The following is a 12,222-nucleotide window of genomic DNA, read 5'->3' as shown; positions in this document are numbered from 1 at the left end:
GGTCGCGATGCGCCGCCCCCCCCCAACGCCACATTGGGTGCGTGGGACGCAACCAACGCCACATTGGGGCGCTTGGGTGACGGGGCACAGCGAGGTGAGCCGGCCGGGGCGAAGCTCGGCCGGCGGTTGGCGCCGGAAAGCCTGCGGTCAGGGGTTGTAGTTGCCGTGCACGACGCCGCCCGACTTCGGGGTGCCCGTCGCCGGCAGGGTCGCGCCGTCCACGCAGCCGCCCACCAGCTCCACGTGGCTGTCGTGGCGGATGTACTGGGCCGGGGAGCCGCACGAGGCGCTGTCCACCGTGAAGTACGCCGCTCCGGTGAGGGCGGCCGCCGAGGCCACGCCGATCACCAGCGGGAGCAGGCCGGCCGACCGGGTCGCGCGACTCCGCCGGGTGGCGTCCGCGTCGTTCCCCCGTGCCATGGTTGCTCCCTGTTTACCGTGTGTTGACACGCCCAGAGTACCCGGCCTCCGGTCCGGTCAACCTGTGGAGTTCCTGAGTGGCATAACCTCCGGCCATGGAACTCGTGACCATCGAGCGGATCCAGGCCGCCCGGGAACTCCTACGCGGAGTGACCCGGGTGACGCCGATGGAGCACGCGCGCGACCTGCGCAAGCTCCACGGCGGTCCGGTGCACCTGAAGTGCGAAAACCTGCAGCGCACGGGGTCGTTCAAGATCCGCGGCGCCTACACCCGCATCCACGGCCTGAGCCAGGCCGAGCGCGACCGCGGCGTCGTCGCGGCCAGTGCCGGCAACCACGCGCAGGGCGTCGCGCTCGCTTCGTCGCTGCTCGGCGCCCAGTCCACCGTGTTCATGCCGCTGCGGGCGCCGCTGCCGAAGCTCGCCGCCACCCGCGGGTACGGCGCCGATGTCCACCTCCACGGCGCACTGCTGGAAGAGACCCTCGCCGCGGCGATCGAGTTCGGCGAGCGGACCGGGGCGGTGTTCATCCACCCCTTCGACCACGCGGACGTCATCGCCGGCCAGGGCACCGTCGGTCTCGAGATCCTCGAGCAGGTGCCGGGCGTGAAGACGATCCTGGTCGCGACCGGCGGCGGCGGGCTGGTCGGCGGGGTCGCGTCGGCGGTCAAGGCGGTGCGCCCGGACGTCCGCGTCGTCGGCGTGCAGGCCGAAGAGGCGGCCGCGTACCCGCCGTCGCTGGCCCAGGGCGCGCCGGTCCGGCTGAGCTCGACCTCGACGATGGCCGACGGGATCGCGGTCGGCGAGCCGGGCCCGGTCAGTTTCGCGCACGTCGCGTCGCTGGTGGACGACGTCGTGACGGTCTCCGAGCAGTCCCTCTCCCGCGCGGTGCTGCTCTGCCTGGAGCGCCGCAAGCTGGTGGTGGAGCCGGCGGGCGCGGCGACGGTCGCGGCGCTGCTGCAGCACCCCGGCGTCTTCGAGCCCCCGGTGGTCGCGATCCTCTCGGGCGGCAACGTCGACCCGGTGCTGCTCCTGCAGATCATCCAGCACGGCATGACGGCGGGCGGCCGCTACCTGCGCCTCCACCTGCGGGTCCCCGACCGCCCGGGGTCGCTGGTGGGCGTGCTGTCCTGCGTGAGCGAACTGGGCGCGAACGTCCTCGACGTCGAGCACTCGCGGATCTCCGGCAGCCTCGACCTCGGCGAGGCAGATGTCGTCCTGGCGCTCGAAACTCGGGGTCCCGAGCACTGCAAGGACCTCGAGATCGCGTTGACGAACGCTGGTTACACGGTTGTCTGAGGCTGTTCTCCGGTGATCGCCGCGAGGGCCAGGTCCTTCGCCGGTTCGGGGACGTCCGTCGGTGCGGTGAAGCGGCGGGCCCGGATGTGGGCGACCAGGTCCGGATCCGGCGGCACCCCGTGCTCGCGCAGGTAGTACGCCACCGCCCCAGGCCACGCCCAGGCGCCGTCGGTGCGGAAGTTCATCGGCACCGCGTCCGCGCGGTCCGGGGCGAACGCGTCCGGGCCGTTGCTGCGCGAGGCCAGGATGACCGGCGCCGCGTCGAGGTACGCCAGCACCCGCTCGGCCTCGGCCGGGATCAGCTGCTGACGGCGGACGAGCGGCTTGCCCGACGCGTCGACGCCGTCGTAGATCCGGGGCGTGCGGACTTCGCCGCCGGAGGCCGGCGGGGTCAGCCCGGCGCGCTCACGCAGCCAGCCGGGGATGTGCTCGTCGGCGCGCGGGAAGAAGCGCAGCTCGTCCTGGAACCCGATCGGCGGCGGCTGCTGCCGGAACGGCGGTTCGAGGTCGGGCCGCACGAAGTCGACGTCGGGCGGCTGCCCCGGCGCGAAGACGAAGATCGCGCCGAGCCAGGTGCCGAGCCCGGGCTGGTACATGCCCGACCGCAGCAGCCCGAGCAGGCGCACTGCCTCCGGCGGCGGCTGCACCGGCCGGGGAAGCCCGTCCGGGCCGGTCACCAGCAGCTCGGTTTCGACGTGCCGGCCGGCGGCGCGGTACTCGACGCGCAGCTGCTGCCACCCCGGCGGCACCTGCGCCGTGAGCGCCGCGCCGATCTGCCGGACGAGCTCGTGGCGCTGCTCCGGCCGCAACGGTCCCGGTGGCTGGGTCATGGTCAGGCCCCTTCGGCGCCTTGGCGCAGCCAGTCCGGCGTGCGCCGCTCGGAACGCGGGTAGCGGCGCAGCTCTTCGGCGAACGCCTCGGCCGGCGGCCGCTGCCGGAAGTCCGGCTCCTCGTTCGCGTTGAACTGCGCTTTGACCGACTCGGGGAAGCTCATCTCGTACTTCAGGCTCACCCAGGTGCCCCGGCCGTCGGACAGCGACGCCGCGCGGTGGCGCCGGAGCAGGTCGATCACCTGCTCCGGTGGGGTCCACGGGTAGACCGTGCCGGTGATCGAGTGGACGACCGCGCCGGACTCCTCGTGGTCGCCGACCGCCCGGTACTGCAGCTGGACGTAGTCCCAGCCCGCGGGCAGGGTGAACTTCAGGTAGTCGGCGACGTTCTTCAGCAGCGCGTTGGGTTCGTCGGGGGTTCGCTTCCCGCCGGTTTCGCCCTTGACGCCCTCGCGGTACCAGGCGGGCGTCCACTCCTCGTCGCGGAAGAAGGCTTCGAAGTCCTCGTCCCAGACGGCGGCGTCGAGCGGCGGGTCCCACAGCGGATCGAGGTCGAAGTTGTAGGAGACGCGGTAATCGCCGTCGGGCTCGATGACCAGCCGCAGCGACAGCCAGGTACCGCGATCGCGCATGTACTTCTTGTTCCGCAGCTCGAACAGCAGCGGGCTCACGTCGGGCGGCGGCTCCATGCGCGCCGCGGCGCCGTCCGGCATGACCACGGCCAGCGAGATCTCCTCGGCCGCGGTGGTCAGCCGGACGGTCATGTCGATCCGCCGCCAGCCTTCGGGAGCGGCGTCCATCAGCCAGCCGCCGATCCAGCGGACCACCTGGTCCTCGTCCGCCTCCCGGAGCTCAGGTCCGGGTGGGGGGTACCACGGGGGCTGGGTTCGCGACATTCGGGAAGCTCCTGTAGTTGTAAGTGCGGGTGCCGTCGGGGTGGATTCTCTCGGACATCACGTGCAGCCGGTCGGGAGTCTCCCCGGTCGACGGCGCGTCGGCGTAAACGCGCACCGGGCCGTGGTCCCCGCCGTGGCGTTCGAACGTCTGGCGGTCGATCTCCATCCGCCGCCAGTTGTCCGGGTCCGCGCTCACGCTGTGGTTCTGGTAGTAGTCCTGCGGCACCATGCCCAGCCGTCCCTGCAGGCCGCCCGAGCGGTGGTCGGCGGTGTGGCCGCCGCGGTTCACCGTGCTGGTGGCGTCGTCGGCCTGGCCGATCTTGCCGACCCGGTCCTGCACGTCGGTGTTGACGCGCTTGGTCGCCGGGCTGGTGTAGTCGGGCTCCCACGAGACGGCGGCGTTCCCGTGCTCGTCGGCGTGGTAGTGCATGTCGCCGATCTCGTACTTCGCGCCGCGCACCGGGACGCCGTCGGCGCGGCCCGCGTGCTGGTCGTGCATCGTGTGCTTGTCACCCGTCTCCGGGTTGATCATGCCGCGCTCGTTGTCGTGCCACGTCTTGATGTGCGTGAACTCCGGCGGGTTGTCGCCACTGGTGTAGAAGGTGCCGTGCCACTGGTCGGTGCCGTCGGGCGCCTTCGAGTAGATCTCGTAGCGGCTGTTCGGCTTGAGGTCTTCCGGGGGCGTGGCGCCGAAGGGGCCGTCGCCGTTGTGGCTCGGGTCGTACTCGGTGATCCGGCGTTCGACGGGGGGCGGGGTCATCGGCGGGTCGAAGTGGTCGATATCCAGCTCGGGACGGCCGTCCGCGTCGGTGTGGAACTCGAAGTGCCCTTCGCCGGTGTTGACCCGGTAGTCGACGTCGCCGTGCAGGTGGGTCACGTCCGGGTTGCCGACCTCGACGCTGCTGTTCCCGACGCGGGTGTTCGGCACGTCGGCGTCGACGTGCGTGATCCGCGGCGGCTCGTCCCCGTTCGTGTAGACGCGCGTGAACCGCCCGTCCGGGTCCGTGACCTCGTAGCGCGTGTTCGGTTCGAGGTGCCGGGGGTTCGCCGGGTCGTGGAACCGCTCGTGCCGCCCGAGCGTGACGTCCTCGTGGCGCTTGAACTCGGGTTCCTGCCAGCCTTCGTCCAGGTCGTGCATGTCCGGGTGGTCCTTGCCCCGGGCGAGCGCGCTGTCGGCGTCGACGTCGTGCGCGTCGCCGTGGTGGCTGTCCGGGGCGAAGCCGTCGTCGCCGGCGCGGTGGGTCGAACCGTCCGGGTGGTGGGTGTTCCACTCGCCGTCCGGCGGGATGCGCGGGCGCATCCGGCCGTCGGGGCCGATCTCGTAGTCGGAGGAGAAGACGCGGCCGTGCGAGTCGGTCCACGCCGGCTTCGTCGGGGCCATGACCTCGGTGTCGAGCTCGCGCGAAAGCCGGTGCGCGAAGTCGTTCGAGCTCGCGTCGCAGCCGATCAGGCGGACCGGGCGGCCGTCGTAGTCGCCGTTGCGGCGCAGGATGTCCGCGAACTCCTCCGGCGTGTAGAGGCGGTCGCCGATGCGGGCGTGCCCGTCCGGCGTGACGTGCACGTCGACGGTGTAGCGGCCGTCCGGGTCGGGCTGCACGCGGTGCGGCAGGTCACCCATGTCGGGGTCGCCGGCGTGGTACGAGCTGCCCGACGGCGTGCTTTCCGAGTGCCGCGCGTTGACCTCGTCCGGGGTCAGCGGCTCGTCGTGGTGGGGCGGGCCGCCGGCGTCCGGGTCGTGCGGGCCGGTTTCGTGGGGGGCGTTCTCGTGCGGGCGGTGGGTGCCGCCGTCGGGAGTGTGCGGCCGGTTGTCGGGGGCGTGCGTGCCGGGGCCGTAGCCGCGGGCGGCCGGAGCTGGGGCGTCCGGCGTGCGTGGACGGGCCGCGGGCAGGTCGCCGCCGGTGCGGGGAGCGCGGGGCGCGTCGACGTGCGGGGCGTGCGCGCCCGGGCTACCCGGGGTGCCGGTCCAGCCGGGGCCGCCGCCGGTGCGCGGGGAGCCGCCGCCACCGGGTGCGCCGCCACCCGGTGCCCCGCCGGGCGGCATGCCGCCGCCCGTCATCGGCGCGCCACCCTGCGGCGGCACGCCGGACGCGGCGCCGTCCCCGCCCCGCGGCGACGGGACCGTGCCCGGGTCGCCGGTGCGCGGAGCGGTGGGCGCGGTGCCGCTGGCGGAGGTGGTGCCGTCGGCGCGTGGTGGTGCGGCGGCGTTGCTCGGGGTGTCGGTGCCGGCGTGCGAGCCGGGCGCGTCGGACCGCGCGGCGGGCGAGGAACCGGAGTGCGTGGGGGACGGGCTGTTGTCGCCCCCGCGCGAAGGAGAGCTGTCTCCGGCGTGCGAAGGCGTGTTGTCGCCTGCGTGGGAGGGCGTGCCGTCGCTGCCGCGAGTAGGCGACGGGCTGCTGTCGCCGGCGTGCGACGGCGTGTTGTCGGCGCCGCGCGTCGGTGACGGGCTGCTGTCCCCAGCGTGCGAAGGCGTGCTGTCGGCGCCGCGGGTGGGCGAAGGTGAGTTGTTGCCTGCGTGGGAGGGCGTGCTGTCGCTGCCGCGGGTGGGTGAGGGGCTGCTGTCGCCCGCGTGGGACGGGGTGCTGTCAGCGCCGCGGGTGGGTGAGGGGCTGCTGTCACCGGCGTGCGAGGGCGTGCTGTCGCTGCCGCGGGTCGGCGATGGGCTCGAATCGCTTGCGTGGGAAGGAGATCGCGTCGGCGAAGGGCTGCCGTCGGCCGCGTGCGACGGGCTCGAGCCCCCGGTGTGGGAAGGCGAGCTTTCACCCGAGCGCACCGCCGAGGGGCTGCTGTCCGGCGAGCCGTCACCACTGTGCGCCGACGGCGCATCGTCCCCGGCGTGCGATGGTGAGCCGTCCGACCGGGTTCCGTCACCGCTCGAACTCCGGCGGGAGGCCGCATCCGGCGACGAGCCGGTGTTCATCGGGTCGGAGCTCGGCGAGTCGCCGTCCGGCGAACCGTCCCCGTCGCCGGAGTGCGAGCTTTCGCCGTCGCCACCGGAAGAACCGTCGCCGTGAGCACGCGTGTGGACGCCGCCCTCGCCCTTGGGGACCTTGTGGACGAAGCCGCCTTCTTTGACCTTCAACCCATCCAGGCCGCTGACCTTGCCCAGCACCTTGCCGAAGACCTTGGCGATCTTCTCGAAGAGGTCGACCAGCTTCGACAGCAGCGGCGACACCTTGCGGATCGTGTCGGTGAGCTTCTTGAGCAGCTCCCCGATCTTCTTGCCCCACTTGGCGATCGCGGCCGACGCCTGCGCCACCACGACCGGCGTGCCGAAGCCGAGGGAGAAGACCTCCTCCATCACCCAGGCGATCAGCTTGCCGACCAGGTCCGCGATCAGCTGCCGGACGGTCTCGCGCACGAACGAGACGACCTGGCCCATGATCATCGTGACCGTGCTGATCGCGCCGGCCACCGTCGCCGCACCGGAAAGGGCGTCGCTGTGCTCGGCGGCGAACTTCCGGTACGCGTCGGCGCCCTGGCCGGTCCAGCCGGCCGTACCGTTCTTGACCGCGTTGTCGAAGTCGGTCTTGCGCTCGCCCAGCGCTTTCGAGACGTTGCCCCAGGTGTCGGCGTAGGACTGGATCACCGGCGGGTTGCCCGCGACGGAGTCGAGCATGTCCTTCAGCGGCTGGATGTGTTCCATCAGGAACGACGCCACCGACGACATCAGGTAGCCGAACGGGTCGATCGCGGCGCCCGCGATCTCCCCGGCCAGGCTGAGCACGCCCAGCCCGCCGGACACCCAGTCGCCGTCCTTGATGCCGTTGAACGCGTCCATCGACGACTCGGCGATGCCGATTCCGCCGGCCCAGCCGTAGTCACCGTTGCCGGCGGTGAACGCGCCCGGCCCGTCCGGGTCCTGCTTGGCGTCGGCGACGAGCGGGTTGCCCTCGGGCATCACGCACCGCCCGCGGACTTGTTCAGGTCGTCGGCCACCCCGGCCTCGTACTTGTGGTAGGCCGCCGCGGCTTCGCGGACCTTGCCGGAGACGGCGGTCATCGCCTGCACGGCGTCCTTGAGCGCGTCGATCCCGTACTGCTCGACCGGGTCCAGCATCATCCGGAACGGCTGGCAGAGGATGCCGTACGCGTCGGTCGGCATGCTGACCTGGTTCGCCGCGTCGACGGCCTGCTGCAGCCCGTCACCGATGGCGTCGAGCTGCTTCGCGTGCGCCGTCAGGTCGGTGCTGAGTTCCACATCCGTCATCGGTTCCCCCTCAGGAAAGAATCGGTCCGCCGAAGTCGTCGTCATCGCCGTCGTCGACCGGGCGACGGCGCCGCGGTGGCTGTTGCTGCTGCGGAGGTGCTGGCGGAGTGCGCGGCGGCGGCTGCTCGTCGTTGTCCTCCGGCAGGAACCGGCGGACGCGGTCGGGCTCCGGGAACGCGGGCTCGGGCTCCGGCGGTGGTTCCGGGAAGGTGCTCTGCGCCTCGCGGACGATCTCCACCGCGGCCTGGTCGCCGGTGCCGGTGGTCTCGGTCATGGCTTGCTGCAGCAGTTCCGGGATCCGGGCCTGCGCGCGCTGCACCAGTTGCATCACCTGCGCCGACACCTCGGCCATCCGCTTGCCGGCCGCCGTCTCGGCGATGACGAGGTTCTTCAGCAGGCCGCGCGAATCGACGGTCACCTGGACCGTGCCGTCCTTCGACCGCTCGGTGACCGACTGGCCCTGCATGCGATCGGCCAGCGCCTGGTACCGGGCGGCGTTCTCCTCGAGCCGCTTGGTCCAGTTGTCGATCATCGCGTCGCTGGCGTCGATGCTGTCCGGCATCCCGGCCCCTTCTCTCTGCTTCTCCCCACTGACGGATCCGAGCCGCCCGCGGTTCCCGAATACGCCAAAGGCCACCATAGGGGACCCGGAGGTGCCCGATGGTGGCCTTCGCCGTTTCGTGAAACTACAGGTTGCCGCGACGCTCCTGCTCACGCTCGATCGCCTCGAACAGGGCCTTGAAGTTGCCCTTGCCGAAGCCCAGCGAACCGTGGCGCTCGATCAGCTCGTAGAAGACGGTCGGGCGGTCGCCGATCGGCTTCGTGAAGATCTGCAGCAGGTAGCCGTCCTCGTCGCGGTCGACCAGGATGCTGTGCTCCTTGAGCGTCTCGATCGACACGCGGACGTTGCCGATGCGGGCGCGCAGCTCGGGGTCGTCGTAGTAGGAGTCCGGGGTGTCGAGGAACTCGACGCCGGCGGCGCGCATCGCGGTGACCGTGGCGATGATGTCGTTGGTGGCCAGCGCGATGTGCTGGCAGCCGGCGCCGCCGTAGAACTCGAGGTACTCGTCGATCTGCGACTTCTTCTTCGCCACGGCGGGCTCGTTCAGCGGGAACTTGACCCGGTGGTTGCCGTTCGAGACGACCTTGCTCATCAGCGCGGAGTACTCGGTCGCGATGTCGTCGCCGACGAACTCCGCCATGTTCACGAAGCCCATGACGCGGTGGTACCAGTCGACCCAGTAGTCCATCTTGCCGAGCTCGACGTTGCCGACGCAGTGGTCGACGGCCTGGAACAGCCGCTTCGGCGCGCCTTCCGGCCGCTTGATCGTGCTCTCGCGCGGCTCGTAGCCGGGCAGGTAGACCCCGGTGTAGCGCGACCGGTCGACCAGCGAGTGGCGGGTTTCGCCGTAGGTCGCGATGGCGGCCATGCGGACGGTGCCGTGCTCGTCGGAGACGTCGTGCGGCTCCTCGAGGATGGTCGCGCCCTGCGCGCGGGCGTGTTCGACGCACTTGTCGACGTCGGTGGTCTCGAGCGCCAGGTCGATGACGCCGTCGCCGTGCTTGCGGTGGTGGTCCAGCAGCGGCGAGTCCGGCCGCACGCCGCCGGTGATGACGAACCGGGCCGAGCCGGACTTGAGGACGTAGGACTTGCGCTCGAAGTCGCCGGTCTCGGGGCCCGAGTACGCGACGAGCTGCATCCCGAACGCGATCTGGTAGTACCAGGCGGTCTGGGTGGCGTTGCCGGCGATGAACACCACCGCGTCCATGGCCTTGACCGGGAACGGGTCGGTCGAGGCGTCGTGGTCGACGAGCCCGACGAGCTGACGCAGCTGGTCATAGCTGACGTCGTCGAGCGCGCCCTGAGGTTCGGCAGTCTGGGTCATACCTCGAAGGATCATCCTGTACGGCAAAATGCGCAATGGACTCAGATTTCGCTAAACAATATGCTCAGTGGATGCCGGACATCGGCTGTCATCGTGGACAACTTGTGCAGGGAAGAGAGCGATGTCGGAGAACCTCGACGCATTGGACGCGCGTCTCCTGTTGCTGCTGACGGACTCCCCGCGGCTGGGGGTGCTGGAGAGCGCGCGCCGGCTGGGGGTGGCGCGCGGGACGGTCCAGGCGCGGCTGGACCGCCTGACCGAGCGCGGCATCCTCGGCGGCTTCCCGCCGGAGCTCGACCTGGCGGCGATGGGCTACGGCCTGACGGCGTTCGCGGTGCTGGAGATCGCCCAGGGCCGCCGCGCGGAGGTGGCGGAAGCGCTTTCGGCGATCGACGAGGTGTGCGAGGTCCACGCGACGACCGGCGTGGGCGACCTGTTCGTCCGCATGGTGGCGCGGGGCAACGACGACCTGCAGCGGGTGATCGACGAGGTGGTGGGGGTCCCGGACGTGCTGCGGACGTCGACGTCGATCGCTTTGTCGACCCCGGTGCCGCCGCGGGTCCGACCCCTGCTGGAGCGCACCGCGCGGTCGTGAGTGCTGAGTCGGGTCAGAACCTGACTGAACACTCACGACCAGCCGCGGCAGACTGCTCAGGCTTCGTCGATGACCTGGGCCAGGTAGCGCTTCGCCGAGCGCTGGACCACCTCGAAGCCGTCGGTGCGCACGATCGCGTCCCACCAAGCTCCGTAGATCGCTTCGAAGCGGTACCCCGCCAGCAGCTCGGCCGCGCGACGCACGATGTGCGGGCGCTCGGGAACCAGGTTCGGGTAGCTGTACATGAAGCCCACGTGCGTGCGGTCGGGGATCACCTGCACGATGTCGCCGGACAGCAGCGCGCCGCGGCCCTCCTCGCCGTCCGGCCAGTGCAGGACCGTCCCGCCGGTGAAGTGCACGCCGAGGTTGATCAGGCGCAGGTCGTCCGCGACGTCCAGGGTCGTGCCGGACCACAGCTTGATCGCCGGGTCGGGCCGGCCGATCCACTGCTGGTCGTCTTCGTGCAGGTAGATCGGCACGTCGAACGCGTGCGCCCACTCCACCATCGTCGTGTAGTAGTGCGGGTGGCTGATCGCGATGCCGGAGATGCCGCCCAGGTCGCGAACCTGCTGGACCAGCGCGTCGTCGAGGTAGGCGGCGCAGTCCCAGAGGAAGTTGCCGGACCGCGCCCGCACCAGCAGCGCGCGTTCGCCGATCGCGAAGCCCGGGTTCGAGCCGACGCCGATGATGCCCGGGCCCTGCTCTTCGATCCGAGGCGTGTACGTGCCGCTCTCACGCAGCGAAGCGAGGTTCGTCCACTGCTGCCCGGACTGCGGGACGTATTGGCGTTCGTCCTCGCAGACCGGGCAGTCGTCGCGGGCCACGGCGTACTGCATGCCGCAGGCCAGGCAAATCGGTTCGGTGCTCACGACAATGTCCTCCCAGAATGTGAATCCTGGGAGCACACGCTAGCCGTGACTACTTGGTGTCGGCGTACGGAACCGCCTTGACCAAAGTGACCTTCTGCAGCTTGCCGTTGGGCAGCTCGTACTCGCGCGACTCGCCCTCCTTGGCGCCGAGCAGGGCCTTGCCCAGCGGCGACTCCGGGGAGTACACGTCGAGCTCGCCCTCAGCACCCTCTTCGCGGGTGGCGAGCAGGAACTTCTCGTCCTCGTCGTCGCCCTCGTAGCGGACGGTGAGGACCTTGCCGGGGCCGGCGGTGCCGTCGTTCGCGGGCGCTTCGCCGACCTTGGCCGAGCGCAGCAGCTCCTGCAGGTGCCGGATGCGCGCCTCGGCCTGGCCCTGTTCCTCACGGGCGGCGTGGTAGCCGCCGTTCTCCTTGAGGTCGCCCTCTTCGCGGCTGTCGTTGATGCGCGCGGCGATGACCGGACGATTCTCGATCATTTCGTCGAGCTCGTGCTTGAGCCGGTCGTAGGCATCCTGGGTCAGCCAGGTCACCTTGGTGTCGCTCACGGTCACCATCTCCTCGTCGGGCCTGCCAGGCTTGCGTGTTCAAGCCGGCCCACACGGGCCTAGGTGCCCGCGTGGCTGAGATAAAGGAAAAACACGGCCCGTCGTGGGCCGTGCTGAGGGGTCAGACTATCACGGCGCGACAGGTCGACGCCCGTTAATTCCGCGCGCCGTGGGCGTTGGGCGCGCGGTTCACCCCGTTGGCCGCTATGGGGTTGACAGGTAGTCTGGTATGTCGTACGAGCAGCCGTACACGTCGGCCGTCACCGGCTCCCCGATGCTCTTGATCGTCGTGGTCATCCTGCTGTACTTCGCGCCGGCGGGGATCAGGAGCTCTTTGCGGCCGCTCTCGGCGCCGGTCTTGTCGCGGACCCGGACGATGCAGACGCCCGGCCGGTTGTCGTCGTCCCGCGTCACGTTGATGGTGATTTGCATCGCGTTGCCCGGTTCGCCGCTGAAGGCGACGCGCTCGGCATCGATCGGCGTGGACCCGAGGTTGACGTACGCGACCCACGCGATCACGCCGCTGACCAGCAGAGCGATGGCCAGGAACAGCCACCGGCGCCAGCGCCGGGGCGCCTTCGCCCGCGCGGTGCCGTACCGGCCTTCGGGCAGCACGGGCGCTGCCGTTTCCGCCGGTCCGCCTGCCAACGCGGGGCCTCCTGCTCGTTCTTGTCGTAC

12 protein-coding genes are annotated in these 12,222 nt (G+C 71.0%); 2 read left to right on the top strand and 10 right to left on the bottom strand.

What is annotated here, in order from left to right; translation table 11 throughout:
• Positions 1-147: 147 nt before the first annotated feature.
• Entirely contained in the window at positions 148-420 is a 273-nt protein-coding gene (locus AB0M83_RS35455) for a hypothetical protein (protein WP_364523876.1), read from the bottom strand.
• Between the two features lie 95 nt (positions 421-515).
• Between AB0M83_RS35455 and ilvA the strand changes: the two genes are divergently transcribed.
• Positions 516-1,718: a threonine ammonia-lyase gene (gene ilvA / locus AB0M83_RS35450; protein ID WP_364523874.1), complete on the top strand. Its 1,203-nt coding sequence runs from the start codon at positions 516-518 to the stop codon at positions 1,716-1,718.
• Here the strand turns inward: ilvA and AB0M83_RS35445 are convergent.
• From AB0M83_RS35445 to hppD, 6 genes are all read right to left on the bottom strand, one after another.
• Positions 1,703-2,548 carry a ferredoxin gene (locus AB0M83_RS35445; RefSeq protein ID WP_364523872.1) on the bottom strand — a complete coding sequence of 282 codons (846 nt, stop codon included), beginning with the start codon at positions 2,546-2,548 and terminating at the stop codon, positions 1,703-1,705. The genes ilvA and AB0M83_RS35445 overlap by 16 nt on opposite strands.
• A 2-nt stretch (positions 2,549-2,550) precedes the next feature.
• Positions 2,551-3,375 carry a hypothetical protein gene (locus tag AB0M83_RS35440; RefSeq protein ID WP_364523870.1) on the bottom strand — a complete coding sequence of 275 codons (825 nt, stop codon included), beginning with the start codon at positions 3,373-3,375 and terminating at the stop codon, positions 2,551-2,553.
• Positions 3,376-3,400: 25 nt separating this feature from the next.
• Entirely contained in the window at positions 3,401-7,342 is a 3,942-nt protein-coding gene (locus AB0M83_RS35435; protein ID WP_364523868.1) for a hypothetical protein, read from the bottom strand.
• Entirely contained in the window at positions 7,342-7,650 is a 309-nt protein-coding gene (locus AB0M83_RS35430; protein WP_364523866.1) for a type VII secretion target, read from the bottom strand. The genes AB0M83_RS35435 and AB0M83_RS35430 overlap by 1 nt, the downstream gene beginning before the upstream one ends.
• Before the next feature lie 10 nt (positions 7,651-7,660).
• Entirely contained in the window at positions 7,661-8,212 is a 552-nt protein-coding gene (locus AB0M83_RS35425; RefSeq protein WP_364523865.1) for a YbaB/EbfC family nucleoid-associated protein, read from the bottom strand.
• A 124-nt stretch (positions 8,213-8,336) separates the two neighbouring features.
• Entirely contained in the window at positions 8,337-9,536 is a 1,200-nt protein-coding gene (gene hppD, locus AB0M83_RS35420; protein WP_285476518.1) for a 4-hydroxyphenylpyruvate dioxygenase, read from the bottom strand.
• 121 nt (positions 9,537-9,657) lie between these two features.
• Between hppD and AB0M83_RS35415 the strand changes: the two genes are divergently transcribed.
• A complete protein-coding gene (locus AB0M83_RS35415; RefSeq protein ID WP_364523862.1) occupies positions 9,658-10,131 on the top strand; it encodes an Lrp/AsnC family transcriptional regulator in 474 nt (157 codons plus the stop codon).
• A gap of 56 nt (positions 10,132-10,187) precedes the next feature.
• Here the strand turns inward: AB0M83_RS35415 and AB0M83_RS35410 are convergent, their stop codons facing one another.
• The 3 genes from AB0M83_RS35410 to AB0M83_RS35400 all read right to left on the bottom strand — a co-directional run bounded on the left by AB0M83_RS35410 (position 10,188) and on the right by AB0M83_RS35400 (position 12,192).
• Complete coding sequence (locus tag AB0M83_RS35410) at positions 10,188-11,000, bottom strand: MBL fold metallo-hydrolase (RefSeq protein ID WP_364523860.1); 813 nt, start codon at positions 10,998-11,000, stop codon at positions 10,188-10,190.
• A 49-nt stretch (positions 11,001-11,049) separates the two neighbouring features.
• The gene (greA, locus tag AB0M83_RS35405; RefSeq protein ID WP_020641255.1) at positions 11,050-11,553 is read right to left on the bottom strand and encodes a transcription elongation factor GreA; all 504 of its coding nucleotides are present in this window, start codon (positions 11,551-11,553) and stop codon (positions 11,050-11,052) included.
• Positions 11,554-11,748: 195 nt separating this feature from the next.
• A complete protein-coding gene (locus AB0M83_RS35400) occupies positions 11,749-12,192 on the bottom strand; it encodes a DUF4307 domain-containing protein (protein WP_364523857.1) in 444 nt (147 codons plus the stop codon).
• Between the last annotated feature and the right edge of the window lie 30 nt (positions 12,193-12,222).

This window comes from Amycolatopsis sp. NPDC051106 (genome assembly GCF_040682775.1).
Classification (GTDB): domain Bacteria; phylum Actinomycetota; class Actinomycetes; order Mycobacteriales; family Pseudonocardiaceae; genus Amycolatopsis.
The sequence above is the reverse complement of the archived record's forward strand: the minus strand, read 5'-3'. Positions and strand labels throughout refer to the sequence as shown.